Raw genomic sequence first — 21,407 nt, 5'->3', positions numbered from 1 at the left:
CCTCTATTCCAGACAAGGACGACTGGTGCCGGCGGCATCCGACACGGGTGCCGCATTTTTGCGCCGCTCACTCCTGCCCGTTGGCGAGCTTGCGAATCCGGTCCGCGGTGGCGGGATCAACAGGGTGATAGATCACCAGCCCGAGATCCGGCCGGCCATCGACGGAAAAGGCGGAATATTCGAGCTCGATCGGGCCGAGCTTCGGATGCTGCAACCGCTTGACCCCGTCACCATGGATGCGGACGTCATTCTCCTTCCAGTGATGGGCGAAATCGGGGCTGGAGGCCGAAAGCTCTTCCACCAGACGGCTGACTTCCGAGCCCGCCCCGGCGCGCGCCACATCGGCGCGAAATGCCGCGACGACGAAGCCGGCGAGCGTCTGCCAATCGTGCTGCTTGGCGCGGATCGCAGGATTGGAGAAGATCAGCCGGAGGATGTTGCGCTGCTCCGGCGGGATCGTGCTGTAATCGGTCAGGACAACGGCGGCAGCACGGTTCCAGGCGACCACATCCCACATCGCCGTCTTGATGAAGGCGGGACTGGAATCGAGCGAGTCAAGTAGCCGCTGCAGCCGCGGCGTCACACCTTCGACGGGCGTGTAGCGCACTTCAGGCGGACGGCCGAGGCCGAGCATGAAGAGATGCTCGCGCTCCGGCTCGGTCAGCATCAGCCCGGCCGCGATCCGGTTCAGGACGTCGGCAGACGGCGCGCCGCCGCGCCCCTGCTCCAGCCAGGTGTACCATGTGGGGCTGATATTGGCGCGCTGCGCCACCTCCTCACGGCGCAATCCCGGTGTGCGCCGGCGGCCGGAAAAGCCGAACGCGGCCGGGTCGAGCCGGGTACGGCGATCCTTCAGAAAAGCGGCGAGCGAACCTGCATTGTTGATCGGCATGGCGATCCTGTTAGCGATTATACTAGGATAAAGTCACTACTTTAACAGGATGGATAGTAGCCGATAATGGGCGCAGATCAAACATGAGGAGACATGCTGTGCGCATTTTCTTGACAGGAGCAACCGGCTTCATCGGTTCGGCCATCGTGCCCGAACTCATCAGTGCCGGCCACGAGGTCGTCGGCCTGACGCGCTCCGATGACGGGGCGCGGGCGCTCGAAGCCGCGGGGGCAACCGCCTATTTCGGCACGCTGGAAGAACCCGACAGCCTGCGCCGCGGCGCGCTCGAAGCCGACGGCGTCATCCATACGGCCTTCGACCACGACTTCTCGCGCTTCGTCGCAAATTGCGAGAAGGACGGTCGTGTGATCGCGGCGCTCGGCGATGCCCTCGAAGGCTCCGACCGCCCGTTGCTGATCACATCAGGGACCGGCATGGGCAATGCCGAATTCGGCGAACTGGCGAGCGAAGACGTCTTCAACACCAGCCATCCCAACCCGCGCATTACCTCCGAGCTTGCCGGTCAAAAGCTGCTCGAAAAGGGCGTCAACGTCTCGGTGGTCCGGCTGCCGCAGGTGCATGATACGCGAAAGCAGGGCCTGATCACGCCACTGATCGAGATCGCCCGCGACAAAGGCTTTGCCGCCTATCTTGGCGAAGGCCGCAACCGCTGGCCGGCCGGCCATGTCTCGGACGTCGCGCGCCTCTATCGCCTCGCCGCCGAACGGGGCGAGCGCGGCGCGCGCTACAATGCCGTCGCAGAAGAAGGCATCGATGCCCGGACGATCGCCGAAGCGCTCGGCCGCGGTCTCGGCATCCCGGTCAAATCGCTCACCGCCGAGGAGGCACCCGGTTATTTCGGATGGATGGCGATGTTCGCCGGCATGGACTTCCCGGCCTCGAGCGCCAGGACACGGGAAAAGCTTGACTGGCACCCATCCGGCCCCGGCCTGATCGCCGATCTCGATGCCATGAACTACAATTGAAGCTGATGCAGCCGGGCGGCAAAGCCCGGCTGCAGACTCCTATTGCGCGGAAACGCGCCAGACGGTGTTGCCGAAATCACTGGCAACCAGCAGCGCCCGGCGAATGGCGCGCAGCGACGCCTTGTAACGCTGAATTGGGATGCCTGAAGTTGAATATGTCATGGTCCTCACCCGAGCGGGGCCCTGCCCGCCCGGATCAAACCTTACGCAATTCAGTTTGTTCAGGCGTTCACGCGATTGAGACTAGAGCGCAGACGCCCGGGCCGGATGCCCGCGCCGCCAGTCTTCTGCCGCCTGCAGCGCGGTGGCGATCCGCTCGTCGCTGAACGGTTTGCCGACAACGGCGAAGGCGCCATCAAAACCTTGCGATACAGCCTGCGGCGCGCCCGTCACGAAGATGACGCTGATGCCGAAACGGTCGATCAGACGGCGCGCCAGCTGCGTTCCGCTCGTTCCATCGGACAAGCCCACATCCACAAGCGCCACATCCGCCCGTGGCGCAAAGGCCAGCGCCTGTTCGATGGTCGCCGCCGGACCAAGGGCGCGGTGGCCGCTTTCGGTGGTTATTCGTTCCAGTTCGAGGGCGATGAAGCCCTCGTCTTCGACAATCAAGACGTTCATGTTCCTATCTCCTCGCGTCAGGAGGAGATTGCCCGCGCCGGGCGATTTTCAAGCGAGGCGATCGGGATTTTCGCGCAACATGAAATCTGATCGCATTTGCGCGATCAGGCCGTGCAATCCGGCCGCTGGCGTACCATATTAAAGGGTATGTCGATCCAGGTCACAAAACGCGAGAAGGAAATCCTCGAGCTGATGAGCGCCGGCAAGACCGCGCAGGAGATCGCCATGATTCTCGGTTGCTCCGTGCACACGGTGCGCACCCATATCGACGCCCTGAAGGACATTTTTGCTGTTTACAAGGACACCGCGCTCGTTGCGGCCGCCCTGCGCAAGGGCGTCATCGATTGACTTTCAGGCTGCCGCACTGAAAAGCATGCGGCTTCGTGCGTGGCCATCAGTTCGCCACGATGCGCTACTTTAGCTTCGCCTGTCTGCCCCAAAACGAGAATCATTGAATGACAAATCTTACGAAAATCGGCCTCGGCCTGCTTCTGGCAGTGGCTGGCGTCGTCTCGACGTCGAGCATCGCTTCCGCGCAGTATTACGATCCCTATGACCGTCCGCCGCCGCGTTTTGCGCCGCAGCCGGATTGGCGCCGCCCTCCGCCGCCCCCGCCGGGTTACGGCCGTCCGCCGCGCGGCTGCGATCCGCGCTGGGCTGAAGACAAGGCCCGCGATTTCGGCTTCCGCCGTGCACGCGTCGTCGACATCACGCCGCGCCGCGTCATCGTCCAGGGCTGGACGCGCCGCGGGCAGGATGAAATCAGCTTCGCCAATGTGCGCGGCTGCCCGGTTATCGGCCGTTAATTCTGAAATCGCTGACGTCCCACCGGGACGTCAGCCTCTCTTCAGGCCGAGGTGACGTCTTCGACGGCAAGACGTGCCAGTTCCAGAGCCGCCTCGCGGGTCTTCGCCGCGGCGATGAACCGGCCCTTGTGGCAGAAGGTAGCGCCGGCAACGCCGGATGCCTTTTCCAGCTCCCCATTCGAAAGTCCCGCCCATGCCGCCGGCAGATCGGCGCGCAGCTCGAAACCCTCGTCGGCACGGCGGATCCCGGTAACGCACCAGTCGTTTTCGCGAGGATGGACGACGAAGAGCAGATGTTCCGCGCCCGCCTTGATGATCGCCGGACGGAAAGGCATGCCCATCGGCAGTTCCAGAACGCGGTTGTCGCCCGTCGTCTTGATCGCTTCCAGCACCAGCGCCTCGGCGCGAAGCTTGGCATCCTGAACGCGGATGCCGCCTTCAACGAAGATCGCGGCAACGGCGAGCGCCGCATGGAACGCCCGCTCGTCGGCATCCTCGCCGCGCGCATCGAAAGACGGCTTCAGCGTGTCGAAAAGCGCAGGCAGCGTCAGACCGGCGAGTTCGCCGGCGATCGACGGGTCGATGGCGCCGTTATCGACGAGATCGATCGGCAGCACGAATTTCCGGTCGAAAGCCGCATGAACCGCAGCCGCCCGTTCGGCAGGAACGCCGAGTGCTGCAAGATAATCCATGCCGTACTGCCGCCAGATCAGGCCGAACGAGCTGAACGGCCGACCGTCTTCGCGCACCGGCGCGCCGCGCTGATGATGGTCGAAGATGCGAAGCTCGGGATCGAAGGCGCCGCCGACGTCATAGACGATGCGATCGGCTGCCGGTGCAATCCATTCCGGGCTGCGCGACCGCACGATCCTGGCTGCAGGAAACAGCTTCGTCAGCACGACGCTCGACATCAGCTCGTCGGCATGGAAGCCGCCGGAATGGGTGACCAGAAATTCAATGTTCACGTGAAGACCTTCGACAGGGAGATGTTGCCTGAGCCAATAGCCGCAGAGCGCCTGAAGCTCAATCGCTATCCGCCCACTCTCTGGCGGATCGGTACCGATTCCGGCATAGTCCCGATATCAGCGGTTGGCGGAGGCGCGTTTGGTCGAGAAAATATCGAAGATTTCCGCATCCGCGGCGCCGATCGCAACACGCATCGAACACAGCATTTCGGTGGCAGAACCCGAAATCGCATGGGCAGCACGCCGCCAGGCGGAAATCGACGAGGGGCTTGAGGACCGCAGGAAGTCAGGCGAGCACCCGCATCCAGAAAGTAATGCCGAAGACGCCGGCAGCCGCCATCTCGATCTGCATCACTCCGAAAGCCCGGAGCAGACCGACGACGCCGAGAAGCTGTCGGGCGAGAGCGAGCGCATCGGCACCGGCAATCTTGATGAAGAAGACGTGCCGTTCGGCGAGCATTCCGGCTACATCTGAAGGACTGGCCTGAGGCGCAGCGATGCGCGCCTCAGGCCCTGATATCACTTCGCCTCGGCGACGGCCTCGCCGGGCTCCTCTTCCACCGGCCGCGCCTTGAACACGCGACGGACGGTGACGAAGAGCAGCGGGATGAAGAAGACGCCGATGACGGTGGCCGAAATCATGCCGCCCATGACGCCGATACCGATCGAGTTCTGGCTGCCCGACCCCGCGCCGCTTGCGACCGCCAGCGGCAAGACGCCGAGGATGAAGGCGAGCGAGGTCATCAGGATCGGCCGCAGGCGCTGGCGCGCCGCCTCGACCGTCGCCGTGACCAAATCCTTGCCGGACTTCTGCTGATCGATCGCGAACTCGACGATCAGGATCGCATTCTTCGCCGCAAGGCCGATCGTCGTCAGCAGGCCCACCTTGAAGTAGACGTCGTTGTTCTGGCCGAAGAGCAGCGCCGCGGCGAGCGCGCCGAAGACGCCGATCGGAACGGAGAGCATGACCGCAAACGGGATCGCCCAGCTTTCATAGAGGGCTGCAAGCGCCAGGAAGACCACGAGGATCGAGATCGCGTAGAGCTGCGCTGCCTGGTTGCCGGAGAGACGTTCCTGCGCCGAAAGGCCGGTCCACTCGTGGGTGAAGCCACCCGGCAACTGCCCGACGATCGCGTCGATCTCGTTCATCGCATCACCCGACGAAACGCCCGGCGCCGCAGCCCCCTGGATTTCGACGGCGGACGAGCCGTTATAGCGTTCCAGACGCGGCGAGCCGAACTTCCAGTGGCCGTCGGCGAAGGCCGAGAACGGCACCATCTCGCCATCGGAATTCTTCACATACCACCGGTCGAAATCCTCGGGCTGCATGCGGAACGCCTTGTCGGCCTGGACATAGACCTTCTTGACGCGGCCGCGGTCGATGAAGTCGTTGACATAATTGCCGCCCCAGGCGGTCGACAGCGTCGTGTCGATATCCGAGAGATTGAGGTTGAGCGCGCTCGCCTTTTCCTGGTCGATATCGACGGAATATTGCGGCGAATCCTCCTGGCCGTTCGGGCGCGTGCCGACGAGCTTGTTGCTCTTGCCTGCGGCAGCGAGAAGCTGGTTGCGCACCTGGATGAGCTGCTGGTGGCCGGCGCCGTTCATGTCCTTCAGATAGAAGTCGAAGCCGGCATTGTTGCCGAAGCCAGGGATCGCTGGCGGCGACAGAGCGAAGACATTGGCGTCCTTGATCTTCGAGAATGCTCCCATCGCCCGCTGCGCAATGGCCTGAGCCTTCGCCTGCGGCGTCGTTCGCTGGTCGAAATCCTTGAGCTTGACGAAGGCGAGGCCGACATTCTGCCCCTGCCCGCCGAAGCCGAAGCCGACGACGGCCATGACGCCGGTGACGTAATCCTTCTCATCGTTGAGATAGTGGTCCGTCACCTGCTTCAGCACCTTCTGTGTGCGGTCGGCGGTGGCGCCGACAGGCAATTGGACGCTGGTGATCAGGATGCCCTGGTCTTCATCCGGCAGGAACGAGCTCGGCAGACGGGTGAAGAGATAGCCGGTTGCGACAGCAATCAGCAGGAACATGGCGATGAAGATGCCGGACCTGCGGATGATGCCGCTGACGCTGCGCTGGTAGCCGCGAGTGCCACGGTCGAAATTGCGGTTGAAGAAGCCAAAGACGCCGCGGCTCTTGGCACCGTGCTTCGGCTTTTTCAGGATCGTGGCGCAAAGCGCCGGCGTGAGGATCAGCGCGACGACTACCGACAGCAGCATGGCCGACACGATCGTCACCGAGAACTGCCGGTAGATGACGCCGACCGAGCCTGAGAAGAAGGCCATCGGGATGAACACCGCTGAAAGCACGGTCGCGATACCGATCAGCGCACCGGTGATTTCCTCCATCGACTTGATGGTCGCCTCGCGCGGCGAAAGCCCCTCTTCCTCCATCACGCGCTCGACATTCTCGACGACGACGATCGCGTCATCGACCAGAAGACCGATTGCCAGCACCATGCCGAACATCGTCAGCGTATTGATCGAGTAGCCAAAGAAGGCGAGCACGCCGAAGGTGCCGAGCAGCACGACAGGAACCGCGAGCGTCGGAATAAGCGTCGCCCGGAAACTCTGCAGGAAGACGAACATGACGATGAAGACAAGAACGATCGCTTCAACGAGCGTCTTCACCACGTCTTCGATCGACAGCTTGACGAAGGGCGTCGTGTCATAGGGATAAACGACCTCGACATTCGGCGGCAGCGTGCCGCGCAGCGTCTCGACCGTCGACTGAACCGCCTCTGCCGTATCGATGGCGTTGGCGCCGGAGGCGAGGTTGATCGCCAGGCCGGCGGCCGGATTGCCGTTATAAGTCGAGAAGCTCGAATAGCTCTCGGCGCCGAGCTCGACGGTCGCGACGTCGTTCAGCCGCACCAGCGAACCGCTGCTGGCGCTCTTCAGGATGATGTTCTGAAATTGCTCGGGCGTCTGCAGGCGACTCTTTGCCGTCACCGTCGCATTGAGCTGCTGGCCCTTGCGCTGCGGCAGCGCGCCGAGCTGGCCGGCGGCGACCTGGGTATTCTGCGCCTCGATCGCGTTCGTCACATCGCTGACCATCAGCGAGTATTTCGCGAGCTTGTCCGGATCGACCCAGATGCGCATCGCGTAGCCGGAGCCGAAGAGCTGCGTGTCGCCGACGCCGGGAACGCGCTTCAGCGTGTCGTTCAGCGAGCTGTTGACGTAGTCGGCCAGGTCGGTCGATGTCAGCTTGCCGTCCATCGAGACGAAGCCGATGACCATCAGGAAGTTCGAGGTCGACTTCGTTACCGTCAGACCGGTGTTCTGGACGCTCTGCGGCAGCTGCGCCTCGACGAGCTGCAGCTTGTTCTGCACCTGCATCTGCGCAACGTCGGGGTTGGCGGCGCTGGTGAAGGTCAGCGAGATCGAGGCCTGACCGGTCGATTGCGAGGTCGAGGTCATGTAGTCGAGATTGTCGATCCCGGTCATGCCCTGTTCGATCACCTTGGTGACGGAATTTTCGACCGTTTCGGCGTCGGCACCCGGATAGGTGCCGGAAATGCGCACGGTGGTCGGCGCGATCTGCGGATATTGCGAGATCGACAGTGTCGTGATCGACAGGATGCCGGCAAGCATGATGACGATGGCGATGACCCAGGCAAAGACCGGCCTGGCAATAAAGAACCGGGACACGGGCTTACCTCACTTCGTTACCGGCGTGTTCGCCGCTTCCTTGACCGGGGCAGCCTCAGCAGCATCGGCCTGCTTGATCTCGCCGGTCGCGTCGTCGAGCGTCACGTCGTCGACCTTGACATCCTGGCCGTCCCTGACGCGCTGGATGCCCTCGACGATGACGCGGTCGCCATCATTGATGCCGCCGGCCACCAGCCAGCTGTTGCCGATGCTGCGCTGAACGCTGAGCGTCCGCCGCTGCACCTTGCCGTCCGTGGAAACGAACATTGCCGTCGGATCGCCCTTGGTGTCGCGGGTGACTGCACGCTGCGGCACGAGGAAGCTGTTGGGCGCCACGCCCTCTTCGATCGTCGCGCGCACATACATGCCGGGCAGCAGCAGCCGGTCGGGATTGGGGAAGGTCGCGCGCGCCGTCACGGTTCCCAGCGTCTGCGAGACGGAGGATTCGAGGAATTCGAACTTGCCGGGCTTGTCGTATTTCGAGCCGTCCTCGAGCTTGACGTTGACAGAGACATTGTCGCCCGTCGTCTTGATCCGTCCATCCGCGATCGACTTGCGCAGGGCGAGAAGATTGGTGCTCGATTGCGTGACGTCGACATTGATCGGGTCGAGCTGGTTGATGGTGGCGAGCGCCGTCGTCTGCTCGGCGGTGACGAGCGCGCCGACCGTGACAGCCGATGCGTCGATGCGGCCACCGATCGGCGCGCGGATCTTCGTATAGCCGAGGTTGATGCGCGCGGTCTCGAGGGCAGCGCGCGCCGAGGCGACATCGGCGAGAGCCTGCGCCAGCGTCGAGCGGGCGTCGTCGAGATCCTGCTTGCTGACCGCGGCCTGAGAGGTCAGGCCCTGGTAGCGATCGACCTTCGCTTGGGCGCTCGGAACCGCACCTTCAGCCTTCTGAAGCGTGGCAACCGAGCTGTCAAAGGCTGCCTGGTAGGGGCTCGGCTCGATTTCGTAGAGAACGTCACCTGCATTGACCTCGCTGCCCTCCTTGAAATTGCGGGCGCGGATGATGCCGCCGACCTGGGGGCGGACCTCGGCGATCAGCGATGCGGCGGTGCGGCCCGGTACTTCGGCGGTGATCGTCACCGATTGCGGACGCAGCGTCACGGCGCTCACCTGCGGCTTGGCATCGGCGACGGCTTTCTGCTGCTGCGGCGCCTGCTCGTTGCAGGATGCGAGCGCAAGCGTGAGCGCGGTGGCATAACCAAGGTTCGCAAGCCATCTGGTCTTGGCGATAGGCATTCAAGGCTCCTGTGTCGCCTGACGATCGCTTGGGAGGCAATGCAGGCAGTTCGTGATTTGTAATGACGGCCGCCGCTATAACGGCGGACCGCGAAATCGGTTTCGTCCGCACCCCGCCGCAGCTCGTCAAAGCGCAGGCGGCACGGCAAGCTCTCAGCTCTGCTCGATCTTGCGGGCTGCCTCATCGAGAGCCTCGGCGACAGCGCTGATCGTCTCCTTGGTGACGGCGCCTTGCCGCAATTTCATCCGCAGAGCCATTTTGATGTTTTGCATGCCGCGCACCACTTCATCGGGCGCGTCGCGCGGCGGACCACGCTCACCGGCGATGACGGCGCGCGCCAGGATATCGTCGATCTGCTTTCTGTTGGCATCGACGAAGAGCCGCCCTTCCGCCGTCGGCCGGTAGAGCTTGCGGCCGCCGTCTTCGAGGGTGATCGAGGCGTAGCCCATATCGTCGAGCCAGGAGAGCGTTGGATAGATGACGCCGGGGCTCGGTGAATAGCTGCCGCCGAGACGCTCCTCGATCGCCTTGATCAGTTCATAGCCGTGCGCCGGACGCTCGACGATCATCGCCAGGATAAGAAGACGCAGATCCCCATAGTCGAACAGCCGCCGCCCGCGCCCGCCACGCGGATGGCGCCCGGGGTGATCCTCCCGCTCGTCTTCAGGGCGGGCATCATCGGAAAAATGCAGGTCTCGGCCGGTCATGCGGCGGAACCTATCGTCCCGATATATCGGCAATCAAGATATATCGCGATATATGACGAAAATTTAATCTCGCGTGACGGTTCCGTGATGCGCGGGCGTCAGACCGGTGTCCCGACGCCAAGCAGCGCTTCCTTCTCGTTCACCGAGAGGCTGGTCAGCCGGTAGAGAATGAAGCCTGCTTTTTCCGAGCGGATGGTGGCCAGCGTTTCGCCGAAGACGTTCCTGATTTCGCCAAGCACCTCGCCTGCAATCACGGGGTCGCCGAGATCCTTTGCCGGATACCAGAGGCCTTTGACGGATGCGGTTGGTACCCACATGGTCACGACGTCAAGCTTTGTTACCGGGGCCTTGCCCGGGAGCATGCCGATATGCTGCATCACCCGGCGGATACCGTCGGTCATCTGCGTCACCGTCGTCTCGCCCCAGAGACCGTTGCCGCTGACCTCCGGCAGGATGCTGGGAATGCCGAGCTTGTGAGAGGCATCGACCGTATAGCCCGAACCGCCGGCTGCGACCGCGATCTTGATGCCGAATGCGGCAGCAAGCGCCTGCGATTTCTCGCAACCGGCCGGGAAGATCGTGAAGGGTTCGAGGCCCTCGTCGAGATCGCCGCCATGGCAATCGATATAGGCATCGGCCTTCGGGAAGACTTCTGTGACCAGCCAGTGGGCAAGCTGCTCGCTGGTCGTGCCGTCAGGCTTGCCGGGGAACATCCGGTTCAGGTTCTTCCCGTCCTGCGGCATGATGTAGATGTTTCGCCGGTGAAAGGCCTCGACATTGAGGACCGGCAAGACGAGCAGCGTGCCCCTGATCTCCTCCGGCCGCGTCTTCATCAGCCGCACAGCCGCCTCGATCGAGCAGTATTCCGAGCCATGGACGCCCGCGGTGACCAGCAGGCATGGCCCCGCCTCGGCTCCTTCGATGATTGCATAGGGGATTTCGAGTTCCGCCGTCGGCTTGATATGGCCGAATTCGGATCGGGGCTTTCCGGTTCTCAAGGCTGGCAGGGCGGTCATCGCTTATCCTCCATCACTAGATCGTCTCAGGCGGCGGCAAGCCGCCGCAGCAGCATGGTCCAGGCGCGCATGCCCAGCTTGAAATTCGACAGCCGGAAGAATTCGTTCGGTGCGTGGTAATCCTCATCCGCCGTCGAAAATGAGAAGAAGATCGCCGCGCAGCCGAGATGCTTGCGAAAGGCGCTGCCGATCGGGATCGTCGCGCCCATGGCAACACGCAGCGGCTTCTGGCCGAGCAACTCGCCAAGCACCTCTTCCGAAATCTTCAGCGCCGGCAGATCAGGATCGACGAAATCGGCCTCGCTGCCCGGCCCATGGCGATGGATTTCCAGCTGAAAACCCTTCGGCAGGCGCTGCTGCAGGTGGCGGGTGATCGCAGCGATAACCGTATCCGGCTTCTGCCCGGCAACGAGGCGGCAAGTGATCTTGGCGCCAGCGGTATTCGGGATGACGGTCTTGGTGCCCTTGCCCTGATAGCCCCCCCAGATGCCGTTGAACTCCAGCGTCGGCTCCAGCCACTGGCGGATCAGCAGTTCGCGGCCGGTATTGATCGGATCGCCGGCGCTAACGCCGATCTCGCGGTAATAGGCGGCACTGTCGAAATTCGAGGCGTCGATCGCTGTCAGGATGCGTGGATCGGGCGGTGTGGCACCATCGAGAAAACCTTCGACGCTCACCCGGCCATCCGGGCCATGCATTGAAGAAAGCAGTGCCGAAAGCGCAGCAATCGGGTTCGGTGCGCTGCCGCCGTGGCGGCCGGAATGCAAATCCTTGGCCGCGCCCGTCACGGTGATATCGAGGGCAGCCAGACCGCGGCTTGCGACGGTGATGGACGGCTTGTCCGGCCGCCACATGGCGCCATCGGCCGAAAGCACCAGATCGCAGCGGAGCTTCTCGCGATACTTTTCCAGCGTCGGCGCAAAATGCGGGCTGCCGGATTCCTCCTCGCCCTCGATCAGCACCTTCAGATTGACCGGCAACCTGCCTTCGACGCGCATGAAGGCTTCGGCGACGAGGATCGGGATCAGCAACGGCCCCTTGTCGTCCGAGACGCCGCGGGCATAGAGCCTGCCATCGCGCTCGTCCGGCTCGAAGGGCGGGGTCTGCCATTTCTCCAGCGGGTCCGGCGGCTGGACGTCATAGTGGCCGTAGACGAGGAAGGTCGGCAGTTTGGGATCGGCGATGATCTCGCCATAGACGGCGGGATGGCCGCCGGTTTGTAGCATCTCGACGGAAGCGAAGCCTGCTTTCCGCAGCCGCTCGGCCACGAAGGCGGCCGCCTGATGGATCCCATCGATGAAGGCCGGATCGGTACTGACGCTCGGAATCCGGCAAAAAGCCTTCAAGTCTTCGAGGGCTGCCGGATAATTCTCTTCCAGATAGGTCTCGACGCTCATTTTCCGCCATCCACGCTGATCACCTGGCCGGAGACCCAGCCGGCATAATCGGAGGCGAAGAACATCACCATAGCGGCAATATCTTCCGGCACGCCGAGGCGCTTCAGTGCAATGTTCTGCAACAGCCGCGCCTGCCCTTCCTCGCCCATAGCATCCCACTGCCGCTCGGTCGTGGGGTTGGAGCGGACGAAGCCGGGCGCGACGTTGTTGACGGTGATGCCCCAGGGGCCGAGCTCATGGGCGAGCTGCCGCGTCAGGCCGATCTGCCCGGCCTTGGCGCTGGCATAGGCCTGGATGCCGGTCAGTGAAATACCGAGGCCGGCGCCGCTCGAAATATTGATGATGCGGCCGGACTTGCGCTTCTTCATGACAGGCGCGACCGCCTGCGACATGAAGAAGGCGCCGGACAGATTTACGTCGAAAATCGTCTGCCAGTCGCTCTCGGATATTTCCTCGATCGGCCGGCCGACCTGGCCACGCACGCCGCCGGCATTGTTGACGAGGATGTCGACATCGCCGAACCCAGGCACCAGCGCTTGGACATCGGTGCGATTGCCGACATCGAGCACATGGGCGCTCGTCCTGTCGCCGCAGAGTTTCACCGTCTCCGCCAGCCCCGCCGCATTGACGTCGCAGACATGGACCCGTGCGCCGCGGCTCGCAAACCCCTCGGCAATCGAGCGGCCGAAGCCATGCGCTGCCCCGGTCACGACCACCGTCTTTCCTTCGAAGGAAATGTTCATGCCAGCCTCGCAAGCTCTTCGATATTCTCCATCGAAAGCGGCCGTTTGCCGTCCTCGATCTCGTGGATCATCTCGATGACCCGGGCGGCAAGCGGTGTCGGCACGCGCGATTCCTTGCCGATCTCGACCACCGGCAGCACCTGCGCATCGACCTCGGTCTTGCGCTTGCGCACCGCGAGATCGCGCCAGATGCCGGAATGTGATTTCACCGATTTGCGGTTGTGCACCGACATGTCGTCGAAGGACTTGTTGGTCTGCTCTGGCGTCGCCAACGGCCCGAAGGCTGCCGGATCGAAACCGTCGAAGGCTTCCAGCCGGATATTGTTGATGGCGGCGACGGTCGCCACTTCGAGCGCCAGCTTGCGCAGCACCGGTCTCGCGACCGGATCGTCGAGCACATCGGCGATGCTGTCATTGGTGAGCGCGGTCCCGAAGAGCAGCGCGCCGTAGATCAGTTTGCCCCAGAGAAAACCCCAGATATTGTTGGTGATCAGCGCCTTGGGCTCGAACTGCTTCATCAGGTCGTAGATATCTTCGGCCCGGTCCGTAAACCGCCCGTCGAGCTCGCCGATCACCACGGCGCCGTGACCGCTATATTGGACGACACCGGGTTCCAGATAATCGGCGCCGAAATTGACGAAGCAGCCGATGACCCGGTTTTCGCCGGTGATCCGCGCGATCACCCGCTCGTTGAGGCCATTCTGCGCCGAGACGACATAGCCGTCGGAGGCGAGATGCTCGACCAGCATCTGTGCTGCCGCTTCGGTGTGATGCGCCTTCACGCAGAGGAATGTCCGGCTGTAGGTGCCCTTGAGATCCTCGGGCAGACAGGCCTTCGCCTGCACCACGTCCTCGAAGATCGGGCCGACGATCTTCAGCCCCTTCGCATTGATGGCATCGACATGGTCCTTGACGTTGTCGACGAAGATCACCTCATGGCCGGCCCGGATGAAGGCGGCGCCCAGCGTGCCGCCAATGGCGCCCGCGCCCCAGATCAGGATCGGATCGCTCACGCCCAGCCTCCTTCGAGAAGCGCGCGGGTCTCTTCGACTGCCACATCCCAGATTGCCTGCATTTCCTCATCTGGCCGCTCGTAATAGCCGCCGAAATTGCCGTCGCCGAGATAGGCCTTCACGGCGTCCGGCGACATCACCCGCATGCGGGCCAGATCGATCATCGGCTTCTGCTGCGTCGGCTGCTTGACACCTTCAAGACGCGTCCAGGGGAAGTTCTCCATCCAGGAGGCATGCGAGGCGACCGTATCGATTTCCTGTACCTTGGCGAAGGTCTTCGGCGAGTTCCACCAGTTGTGGAACTTGACGGCCGTGTCGGGATTGTCTGCCATCCACTCGATCGCCATGCTGCCCGCCGGCTGATTGCCGCCGTGACCGTTGACGATGAGGATGCGGCGAAAACCCTGCAGCCTCAGCCCATCGAGAATGTCACGCACCAGCCGGATATAGGTCTCCTGCCGGATGCTGATCGTGCCGGGATATGAGAGGAAATACGGCGTGATGCCGTATGCGACGACCGGGAACACCGGAATGCCGAGCGGCGCCGCCGCATCGGCCGCCACCTTCTCGGACAGGATGGAATCGACCGAAAGCGACAGGCCGGCATGCTGCTCGGTGCTGCCGAGCGGCAGGATCGCCCGGTCATCGGTCTTCAGATAGGCTTCGATCTGCTGCCAGTTGGTCTCCGATACTCTCATCGCATCTGCCTTTCCTAGACCTTCGCGTCGGCCTCGTTCCGTTTCGGGCTTTCCTCGCCCTGCGCCTGGACGCCCGCAGCACGGATGATCGGCACGATCACCCGTTCGATATCGGCGGTATCAGGAGCATGACGGTATTCGATCGCCTGCACGCCCTCGGGCAGCAGGCCGGTGACGCTCTCGGCGCCGGATGCGTAGATGACGACCGAGACCTTCAAGAGCAGCTCTTCGAGGTCCTTGGCCTCCAGCGTCGTGGCGCTGATCTCGCTGACATGCGGGGCGAAGCGCTGCACGCCGCTCTTCATGATCGGCAGGAAATCCGGGAAGCGGGAGACCACGGCGATCGAGGCCAGCGAATCCAGTGAGGCCAGCGCCCGGCGCGTCTCCTCCGATGGCGTGAAGCTGATCGTCACCACCTTGGTATTGGCAACCAGCGTCGCCACTTCGCGATGCCGGTTCGCAAACGTCACAGCAAGGTCGGCGGAATTCGCCCGCGCCTTGGCGGCTGGATCGCGCTCGATCGAGGCGACCGTCAGCGGCTCCACCGTCACCTCGCGGCCGAGACGGGCGGCGATGAAGCGAGCGTAACTCGCCGTCGCATCCTGGAAGATGCCGATCATGACGATCCGCAGCCGCGGACCGATGCTGTCTCGATAGAAGGCCCGCGCGTTGACGAGCGAGACGAGGTCGGCAGTGCGGATGCCGAGCCGCTGGCTCTCGTCGATCAACTGGTCGATATGGAGATGCAGATCGGTGGTATCGGCGCGCGCCGCAAGCCGCGCCTGGTGGCTGTCGCTGACGAAGGTGCCGGAACCGGGACGCGTATCGATCAGCCCCGCGGCCTTGAGATCGGCATAGACCTGGCTCACCGTCATCGGTGCCACGCCGACCTTTTCCGCCAGATCCCGAACTGATGGCAGCGCTTCGCCGGGCGCCAGTTCACCGCAGGCGATACCGTATTCGATAAGGCCCTGAAGCTGCGTGCGCAGCGGAACTGGCAAATCCCGGTCGATGAAGAAATCCATGAAATCCGTTCGGCTAGCTGTTCTATTTATATATAACGGTTAGCTCGAAATCCGCTTGCAGGCAAGCGAAGCGTCTTAGGGTTGCTGGATAAAAACTGGTTGACAGCCATTTTTTGGCGTGAAATCGTTATAGCCAATAATAACAGTCAGACCAAATATAAAAGGGGAATGCCATGAGAATGATCGCTCGGGCGGCCATTGCCGCTGCAGTTCTATTGAGCACCGGTGTGTCTGCATTTGCCCTGGAGCGGGGCGGCACGCTGGTCTACGGCCGTTATGCCGACAGCCTGTTTCTCGATCCGGTGCTGAACGACGCCAATGTCGATATCTGGATCCTGTCCAACCTCTACGACACGCTGCTTCTGCCGACCGATGACGGCAAAGGCGTGCAGCCGGGTCTCGCCAGCGCCTACAAGCTTGCCGACGACGGCATGAGCGTGACGCTGACATTGCGCGACGGCATCAAGTTCTCCGATGGCTCCCCGATCACCCCCGGCGACGTCGCCTGGTCGCTGAAGCGCGCCTCCAAGAAGGACAACGGCATCTGGGGCTTCATGATCGAGTCCATTGATGACGTGACGACCGAAGGCGACAAGACCGTCATCATCAAGCTCAAGCATCCCGATCCAGCCATTCTGGCAGCGCTCACCGTCTTCAACACCGGCATCCTGCCCGAGAAGACATTCGAGGCATCGCCGGGTGCCACGGAGGAGGAAAAGGCCAAGGCCTTCGCCGAGCATCCCGTCGGCTCCGGCCCGTTCATGCTGAAATCCTGGGATCGCGGCTCCAGCATGAAGCTGGTGCGCAACGAATATTACTGGGGCAAGGGTGAGGACGGCAAACCGCTGCCTTATCTCGATGGGATCGATTTCGAGCTCATCCCGGATGATGCCACGCGCATCCTCAAGCTGACCTCTGGCGAAATCGACGGCGCCGAATTCATTCCCTATTCTCGCGTCGAAGAGCTGAAGTCGGCCGGCAATCTCGACATGGAGCTCTTCCCGTCGACCCGCGTCGAATACATTACCCTGAACGTGCGCCCGCAGCTTGGCGGCAAGGACAATCCGCTGTCCAACGTCAAGGTGCGCCAGGCGATGAACTATGCCGTCAATAAGGACGCGATCATCCAGATCGTCACCCACGGCGTCGGCACGCCGCAGACCTCCTACATGTCGACGGCAACGCCGCTGCATGTCGGCGACAAGCCGCTCTATCCCTATGACATCGAGAAGGCGAAGAGCCTGATGAAGGAAGCGGGCTTCGGAAACGGCTTCTCGACCAGCATCCTCGTTCTCGCCGGCAACCAGGACGAAGTCGGCATCTCCACGGCGCTGCAACAGATGTGGGCGCAGATCGGCATCAAGCTCGAGCTGCAGCAGGTCGACAACCCGACCCGCACCCAGCAATATCGCGACGGCACGTTCGTGATGCGCAACGCGGCCTGGACCGACGATATCGCCGACCCGAACGAGATCACCTCCTACTTCGTCTATTCGAAGACGATCGACGCGCTGCATAGCGGCTGGAAGAACGACGAGGCCGACCAGCTCTTCGAAGCGTCGCAGAAGGAAATGGATCCGAAGAAGCGCGCCGATCAATATGCAAAGATGCAGGAGATCTACAACGATCAGGGTCCGATCGTGCCGCTCTACGAGACGCCCTATCCGGTCGCTCTCAGCAAGAAGGTTCACGGCTTCCTGCAGATCCCGCTTGGCAACAATATCTTCGCCAAGACCTGGAAGGACAAGTAACGCCTGACCTCAGCCTGCTGCGCGGGCCTCACAGCGAGGCCCGCGGCCTTTTTCGACCAGAGGAAGACCAGGAGCGGCTATTGCCCCTTTTCAGTTTTATTATCCGCCGCATACTGCAGATGATCCCGACGGTGATCTTCATTCTCATCGTCACTTTCGTTCTCGTGCGCCTGCTGCCCGGCGACCCCGCCAGCGCCATGCTCGGTGATCGCGCGCTCGATGCCGATGTCGAACGCATCAATCGACAGCTCGGTCTCGACCAGCCGCTTCCCGTCCAGTTTCTCTATTATGTAGAACGCATCGTGACCGGCGACCTCGGCAACTCAATCGGCCTCAAGGTTTCGGTCATGTCGCTGATTCTGCAGCGCCTGCCGGTCACCCTGATGCTGACCTTGATGTCGGCAGTGATCGCGCTCGCCCTCGCCGTGCCGCTTGCCTTCGTTGCAGCACTGAAGCGCGAGCAGCTGCCCGACAGCATCATTCGCGGCACATTCCAGGTCGGGCTTTCGATGCCGGTCTTTTATGTTGGCATCGTGCTTCTGACGGTGTTTGCCGCACAGCTGAAGCTCTTCCCGGTCGGCGGCTATGGCGACAGTTTCGGCGACCGGCTATACCACCTCTTCCTGCCCGCCCTCACGCTGGCGCTGAGTTTCGCCGCCGTGCTGATGCGCAATCTACGCGCCTCGATCATCGGCGTCATGAGCGCCGAATATGTCGATTTCGCCACCGCTAAAGGCCTCCGGTCGCGCGTCATCCTGATCCGACACATCCTGCGCAATGCGCTGATCTCCACGGTGACGCTGTTCGGCCTGCAGATCGGCTCGCTGTTCGGCGGCGCCGTGATTACCGAGACGGTCTTTGCCGTTCCCGGCGCCGGACGCCTGCTGATCGACAGCATCTATGGCCGCGACTACCCAGTCCTTCAGGGCCTGACCATCGCGCTGGCCATCCTGGTTTCGCTCACCTTCCTGGTCACCGATATCGTCCAGGCCTGGCTCGACCCGAGGATTGCCCGATGAGCGCGCCCACGGCCAAAGCCGCTCACAGCCTCGTCCAGTGGCGCAAGCCACCCCGCTCGCTGATCTGGGGCGGCATCATTCTCGGCCTCAGCCTGATCGTGGCGATCTGGCCGTCGCTGTTTGCTCCCTATGATCCAACCAGCTTCGACTACAACGCGCTGCTGAAACCGCCAAGCGCGGCGCATCCCTTCGGCACCGACAGTTTCGGCCGCGATGTGCTGTCGCGCGTCATCCATGCCTATACGCTCGACATGCAGATCGCCGTCTTCGCGACGATCGGGCCCTTTATCTTCGGCACCATCGTCGGCGCCTTCATCGGTTATGCCGGTGGCATCTGGGAGGCGATCTTCGGGCGTATCGTCGATGCGACCATCACCTTCCCCTTCCTCGTGCTGGTCATCGCCATCGTCTCCGTGCTCGGCCCCGGCCTCGGCAACATGTATGTCGCCGTCGGCGTTGTCGGTTGGGTCTTCTATGCCCGGCTGGTCGCCGCCGAGATCAAAGTGCAGAAGCGGCTCGATTATGCCGATGCCGGCAAAGTCATGGGTTACGCGCCGCTGCGCATCGTCTTCCGCCATCTGCTGCCGAACGCCATCACCCCGGCGATCGTCTACTGGATGACCGACATGGCGCTCGCCATCCTGCTCGGCTCAAGCCTCGGCTATCTCGGCCTCGGCGCCCAGCCGCCCGCGGCCGAATGGGGCGTGCAGATCGCCGACGGCAAGAACTTCATGAACACCGCCTGGTGGATTTCGGTCTTCCCGGGCGTCGCGATCGTCATCACCGGCCTTGGCTTCAGCCTGGCCGGGGACGGCGTCGCCGAACTGTTGAGGGTCAGACGATGATGGGCGCAGCCAGCGAAAACAGCGGACTGATCGTGCGCGGCCTGACGACGACCTTCGATACGCCGCGCGGCCAGGCAATCGCTGCCGCCGATGTCGATTTCGACGTCGCGCCGGGCGAAGTCGTCGGTCTCGTCGGTGAATCCGGTTCCGGAAAGAGCGTTACATTGCGCTCCATCATGCGCCTGATCCGCGAGCCCGGCCATGTCAGCGGCCGTGTCGAGTGGCGCGGGCGCGATCTGGTCGCCATGCCGGCTGAGGAACTGCGCAAGGTGCGCGGCGGCGAGATCGCAATGATCTTCCAGGAGCCGATGACCGCGCTCAACCCGGTTCTTCCTGTGGGCGTGCAGATCGAGGAAAACCTCGTTGCCCATACGACACTCAATGCCCGCGATCGCAAGGCGCGCGCCCTCGAACTGATGAACATCGTCGGCATTCCCGCCGCCGAGCGGCGTCTGCAGGAATATCCGCACCAGTTTTCCGGCGGCATGCGCCAGCGCGCCATGATCGCCATCGCGCTCGCCTGCTCGCCCAAGCTGTTGCTCGCCGACGAACCGACAACGGCGCTCGACGTCACCATCCAGGACCAGATCCTGAAACTGCTGCTCGACCTGCGCGATCGTCTGTCGATGAGCGTCGTGCTCGTCACCCACGATCTCGGCGTCGTTGCCGCCACCTGCGACCGGATGGCCGTGATGTATGCCGGAAGGATCGTCGAGACCGGGACGGTCGCCGATGTCTTCCGCCAGCCGCACCATCCCTACACGCGCGGGCTGCTCGGTTCCGTGCCGCGCTCGGGTGCGGCGCGCACCGCGCTCCAGTCCATCGAGGGAACGCCGCCAAGCCTCACCAACCTGCCCGAAGGATGCGCCTTTCATCCGCGTTGCAGCTTTGCGACCGAGCGCTGTCTGAAGGAACGGCCGCCGCTGGAAACGGTGGGCGCTCCAGGGCGGGCGGCCGCATGTTTCCATCACAGCCAGGTGGCCGCAGCGGAGGCGATCCTTTGAACGCGACCCTCCCCATCCTCTCCATTGACGGCATCTCGAAGCGTTTTGCCGGCCCCTACTCCCTGACGCGGCGCCTGCAGGGCAAGCCGCCGCTCGCCGTCCAGGCGCTGCGTGATGTGACGCTGGAAATTCATCGCGGAGAGACGCTTGGCATCGTCGGCGAGTCCGGTTGCGGCAAGTCCACGCTGGCGCGCTGTCTCGTACGGCTTCACGAACCAGATGGCGGGGCGATCCGCTTCGAGGGCGAAGACATCGCGCGCCTGCGCGGCGGCGAGCGCCGTGCCTTCAACCGGCGGGTCCAGATGATCTTTCAGGATCCCTACGGCTCGCTCAATCCGCGCATGACGGTGCAGCAGATCCTCGGCGAAGCGCTCTCCGTCCACAGGATGCGGCCAAAGGCCGAGATCCCGAACCGGATCGCCGAACTCCTGGAGCTGGTGCGGCTGCCGCAGGATGCCGCGGCGCGCTATCCGCACGAGTTCTCCGGCGGCCAGCGGCAGCGCATCGGCATTGCCCGAGCGCTTGCGGTCGAGCCCGATGTGATCGTGGCCGATGAACTGGTCTCGGCGCTCGATGTCTCGGTGCAGGCGCAGGTCGTCAACCTGTTGCTCCAACTACAGGAACGGCTGCATCTGACCGTCGTCTTCGTCGCCCATGATCTCAGACTGGTGCGGCACATCTCGCATCGCGTCGCGGTCATGTATCTTGGCCAGGTCGTCGAGGTCAGCACCTCGGAAGCCCTCTTCACCGCGCCGCGCCACCCCTATTCGAAGGCGCTGCTCGATGCCGCGCCGGAGCTCGACCCGTCGCGCCGCAGCCGAACGGTTGCCGCTCGCGGCGAGTTGCCGAGCCCGCTCGACGTTCCGCCCGGCTGCGCCTTCGCCAGCCGCTGTCCGCATGCTTTCGACCGCTGCCGGATCGAACGCCCGCTTCTGACGCCGCGCGGCCACGGCCAGCTCGCCGCCTGCCACATCGAGGATTTCGGCGCCCCTCCGGCGCAGTAAGGATTTGAGACA

22 protein-coding genes are annotated in these 21,407 nt (G+C 63.2%); 9 read left to right on the top strand and 13 right to left on the bottom strand.

Annotated elements, in window-relative coordinates:
* Positions 1 to 67 precede the first annotated feature (67 nt).
* Positions 68 to 892: a helix-turn-helix transcriptional regulator gene (locus ACEN84_RS27785; RefSeq protein ID WP_413712443.1), complete on the bottom strand. Its 825-nt coding sequence runs from the start codon at positions 890 to 892 to the stop codon at positions 68 to 70.
* Positions 893 to 990: 98 nt separating this feature from the next.
* On the opposite strand from ACEN84_RS27785, the gene ACEN84_RS27780 reads away from it, so the two are divergent.
* Positions 991 to 1,878, top strand: a complete 888-nt coding sequence (locus tag ACEN84_RS27780; protein ID WP_413712442.1) for an SDR family oxidoreductase — start codon at positions 991 to 993, stop codon at positions 1,876 to 1,878.
* Between the two features lie 39 nt (positions 1,879 to 1,917).
* Here the strand turns inward: ACEN84_RS27780 and ACEN84_RS27775 are convergent, their stop codons facing one another.
* Both ACEN84_RS27775 and ACEN84_RS27770 read right to left on the bottom strand, forming a co-directional pair.
* Positions 1,918 to 2,040: a hypothetical protein gene (locus ACEN84_RS27775; RefSeq protein WP_281438222.1), complete on the bottom strand. Its 123-nt coding sequence runs from the start codon at positions 2,038 to 2,040 to the stop codon at positions 1,918 to 1,920.
* Positions 2,041 to 2,121: 81 nt separating this feature from the next.
* Complete coding sequence (locus ACEN84_RS27770; protein ID WP_112711070.1) at positions 2,122 to 2,499, bottom strand: response regulator; 378 nt, start codon at positions 2,497 to 2,499, stop codon at positions 2,122 to 2,124.
* Between the two features lie 192 nt (positions 2,500 to 2,691).
* On the opposite strand from ACEN84_RS27770, the gene ACEN84_RS27765 reads away from it, so the two are divergent.
* Both ACEN84_RS27765 and ACEN84_RS27760 read left to right on the top strand, forming a co-directional pair.
* Positions 2,692 to 2,847, top strand: a complete 156-nt coding sequence (locus ACEN84_RS27765; RefSeq protein WP_413712441.1) for a LuxR C-terminal-related transcriptional regulator — start codon at positions 2,692 to 2,694, stop codon at positions 2,845 to 2,847.
* 107 nt (positions 2,848 to 2,954) lie between these two features.
* Positions 2,955 to 3,305, top strand: a complete 351-nt coding sequence (locus tag ACEN84_RS27760) for a hypothetical protein (RefSeq protein ID WP_413712440.1) — start codon at positions 2,955 to 2,957, stop codon at positions 3,303 to 3,305.
* Positions 3,306 to 3,346: 41 nt separating this feature from the next.
* Here the strand turns inward: ACEN84_RS27760 and ACEN84_RS27755 are convergent, their stop codons facing one another.
* Positions 3,347 to 4,216: an MYG1 family protein gene (locus tag ACEN84_RS27755; protein ID WP_413712505.1), complete on the bottom strand. Its 870-nt coding sequence runs from the start codon at positions 4,214 to 4,216 to the stop codon at positions 3,347 to 3,349.
* 193 nt (positions 4,217 to 4,409) lie between these two features.
* Between ACEN84_RS27755 and ACEN84_RS27750 the strand changes: the two genes are divergently transcribed.
* Positions 4,410 to 4,745: a hypothetical protein gene (locus ACEN84_RS27750; RefSeq protein WP_203430757.1), complete on the top strand. Its 336-nt coding sequence runs from the start codon at positions 4,410 to 4,412 to the stop codon at positions 4,743 to 4,745.
* 44 nt (positions 4,746 to 4,789) lie between these two features.
* Here the strand turns inward: ACEN84_RS27750 and ACEN84_RS27745 are convergent, their stop codons facing one another.
* The 9 genes from ACEN84_RS27745 to ACEN84_RS27705 all read right to left on the bottom strand — a co-directional run bounded on the left by ACEN84_RS27745 (position 4,790) and on the right by ACEN84_RS27705 (position 15,772).
* The gene (locus ACEN84_RS27745) at positions 4,790 to 7,927 is read right to left on the bottom strand and encodes an efflux RND transporter permease subunit (protein WP_112711075.1); all 3,138 of its coding nucleotides are present in this window, start codon (positions 7,925 to 7,927) and stop codon (positions 4,790 to 4,792) included.
* Positions 7,928 to 7,936: 9 nt separating this feature from the next.
* Positions 7,937 to 9,172 carry an efflux RND transporter periplasmic adaptor subunit gene (locus ACEN84_RS27740; RefSeq protein ID WP_413712439.1) on the bottom strand — a complete coding sequence of 412 codons (1,236 nt, stop codon included), beginning with the start codon at positions 9,170 to 9,172 and terminating at the stop codon, positions 7,937 to 7,939.
* 153 nt (positions 9,173 to 9,325) lie between these two features.
* A complete protein-coding gene (locus ACEN84_RS27735; RefSeq protein WP_199628176.1) occupies positions 9,326 to 9,880 on the bottom strand; it encodes a PadR family transcriptional regulator in 555 nt (184 codons plus the stop codon).
* 98 nt (positions 9,881 to 9,978) lie between these two features.
* The gene (locus tag ACEN84_RS27730; protein WP_413712438.1) at positions 9,979 to 10,896 is read right to left on the bottom strand and encodes a succinylglutamate desuccinylase/aspartoacylase family protein; all 918 of its coding nucleotides are present in this window, start codon (positions 10,894 to 10,896) and stop codon (positions 9,979 to 9,981) included.
* 26 nt (positions 10,897 to 10,922) lie between these two features.
* Complete coding sequence (locus ACEN84_RS27725) at positions 10,923 to 12,293, bottom strand: dipeptidase (RefSeq protein WP_413712437.1); 1,371 nt, start codon at positions 12,291 to 12,293, stop codon at positions 10,923 to 10,925.
* Complete coding sequence (locus ACEN84_RS27720; protein WP_413712436.1) at positions 12,290 to 13,036, bottom strand: SDR family NAD(P)-dependent oxidoreductase; 747 nt, start codon at positions 13,034 to 13,036, stop codon at positions 12,290 to 12,292. Before ACEN84_RS27720 ends, ACEN84_RS27725 begins: the two co-directional genes overlap by 4 nt.
* On the bottom strand, positions 13,033 to 14,049 hold the full coding sequence (locus ACEN84_RS27715) for a ketopantoate reductase family protein (protein WP_413712435.1): 1,017 nt from the start codon (positions 14,047 to 14,049) through the stop codon (positions 13,033 to 13,035). Before ACEN84_RS27715 ends, ACEN84_RS27720 begins: the two co-directional genes overlap by 4 nt.
* Entirely contained in the window at positions 14,046 to 14,747 is a 702-nt protein-coding gene (locus ACEN84_RS27710) for a creatininase family protein (RefSeq protein WP_130281402.1), read from the bottom strand. The genes ACEN84_RS27715 and ACEN84_RS27710 overlap by 4 nt, the downstream gene beginning before the upstream one ends.
* Positions 14,748 to 14,761: 14 nt before the next feature.
* Entirely contained in the window at positions 14,762 to 15,772 is a 1,011-nt protein-coding gene (locus ACEN84_RS27705; RefSeq protein ID WP_413712434.1) for a GntR family transcriptional regulator, read from the bottom strand.
* Positions 15,773 to 15,945: 173 nt separating this feature from the next.
* Here ACEN84_RS27705 and ACEN84_RS27700 point away from each other — a divergent pair, with 173 nt between their 5' ends.
* The 5 genes from ACEN84_RS27700 to ACEN84_RS27680 all read left to right on the top strand — a co-directional run bounded on the left by ACEN84_RS27700 (position 15,946) and on the right by ACEN84_RS27680 (position 21,395).
* Entirely contained in the window at positions 15,946 to 17,523 is a 1,578-nt protein-coding gene (locus ACEN84_RS27700) for an ABC transporter substrate-binding protein (protein ID WP_413712433.1), read from the top strand.
* Positions 17,524 to 17,603: 80 nt separating this feature from the next.
* Entirely contained in the window at positions 17,604 to 18,542 is a 939-nt protein-coding gene (locus ACEN84_RS27695; protein ID WP_413712432.1) for an ABC transporter permease, read from the top strand.
* Positions 18,539 to 19,387, top strand: a complete 849-nt coding sequence (locus ACEN84_RS27690; protein WP_413712431.1) for an ABC transporter permease — start codon at positions 18,539 to 18,541, stop codon at positions 19,385 to 19,387. Before ACEN84_RS27695 ends, ACEN84_RS27690 begins: the two co-directional genes overlap by 4 nt.
* Positions 19,384 to 20,391 carry an ABC transporter ATP-binding protein gene (locus ACEN84_RS27685; protein ID WP_413712430.1) on the top strand — a complete coding sequence of 336 codons (1,008 nt, stop codon included), beginning with the start codon at positions 19,384 to 19,386 and terminating at the stop codon, positions 20,389 to 20,391. Before ACEN84_RS27690 ends, ACEN84_RS27685 begins: the two co-directional genes overlap by 4 nt.
* On the top strand, positions 20,388 to 21,395 hold the full coding sequence (locus tag ACEN84_RS27680; RefSeq protein ID WP_413712429.1) for an ABC transporter ATP-binding protein: 1,008 nt from the start codon (positions 20,388 to 20,390) through the stop codon (positions 21,393 to 21,395). The genes ACEN84_RS27685 and ACEN84_RS27680 overlap by 4 nt, the downstream gene beginning before the upstream one ends.
* Positions 21,396 to 21,407: the final 12 nt, after the last annotated feature.

It is taken from the genome of Rhizobium sp. Rhizsp82 (assembly GCF_047325115.1).
Taxonomy (GTDB): Bacteria; Pseudomonadota; Alphaproteobacteria; order Rhizobiales; family Rhizobiaceae; genus Rhizobium.
This window is presented reverse-complemented; position numbering and strand designations above follow the sequence as displayed.

Coding starts and splice junctions, on each gene's coding strand:
- ACEN84_RS27785 (WP_413712443.1), bottom strand. CDS start 892: ATGCCGATCAACAATGCAGGTTCGCTCGCCGCTTTTCTGAAGGATCGC.
- ACEN84_RS27775 (WP_281438222.1), bottom strand. CDS start 2,040: ATGACATATTCAACTTCAGGCATCCCAATTCAGCGTTACAAGGCGTCG.
- ACEN84_RS27770 (WP_112711070.1), bottom strand. CDS start 2,499: ATGAACGTCTTGATTGTCGAAGACGAGGGCTTCATCGCCCTCGAACTG.
- ACEN84_RS27765 (WP_413712441.1), top strand. CDS start 2,692: ATGAGCGCCGGCAAGACCGCGCAGGAGATCGCCATGATTCTCGGTTGC.
- ACEN84_RS27760 (WP_413712440.1), top strand. CDS start 2,955: ATGACAAATCTTACGAAAATCGGCCTCGGCCTGCTTCTGGCAGTGGCT.
- ACEN84_RS27755 (WP_413712505.1), bottom strand. CDS start 4,216: ATGTCGAGCGTCGTGCTGACGAAGCTGTTTCCTGCAGCCAGGATCGTG.
- ACEN84_RS27740 (WP_413712439.1), bottom strand. CDS start 9,172: ATGCCTATCGCCAAGACCAGATGGCTTGCGAACCTTGGTTATGCCACC.
- ACEN84_RS27735 (WP_199628176.1), bottom strand. CDS start 9,880: ATGACCGGCCGAGACCTGCATTTTTCCGATGATGCCCGCCCTGAAGAC.
- ACEN84_RS27730 (WP_413712438.1), bottom strand. CDS start 10,896: ATGACCGCCCTGCCAGCCTTGAGAACCGGAAAGCCCCGATCCGAATTC.
- ACEN84_RS27725 (WP_413712437.1), bottom strand. CDS start 12,293: ATGAGCGTCGAGACCTATCTGGAAGAGAATTATCCGGCAGCCCTCGAA.
- ACEN84_RS27720 (WP_413712436.1), bottom strand. CDS start 13,036: ATGAACATTTCCTTCGAAGGAAAGACGGTGGTCGTGACCGGGGCAGCG.
- ACEN84_RS27710 (WP_130281402.1), bottom strand. CDS start 14,747: ATGAGAGTATCGGAGACCAACTGGCAGCAGATCGAAGCCTATCTGAAG.
- ACEN84_RS27705 (WP_413712434.1), bottom strand. CDS start 15,772: ATGGATTTCTTCATCGACCGGGATTTGCCAGTTCCGCTGCGCACGCAG.
- ACEN84_RS27700 (WP_413712433.1), top strand. CDS start 15,946: ATGAGAATGATCGCTCGGGCGGCCATTGCCGCTGCAGTTCTATTGAGC.
- ACEN84_RS27690 (WP_413712431.1), top strand. CDS start 18,539: ATGAGCGCGCCCACGGCCAAAGCCGCTCACAGCCTCGTCCAGTGGCGC.
- ACEN84_RS27685 (WP_413712430.1), top strand. CDS start 19,384: ATGATGGGCGCAGCCAGCGAAAACAGCGGACTGATCGTGCGCGGCCTG.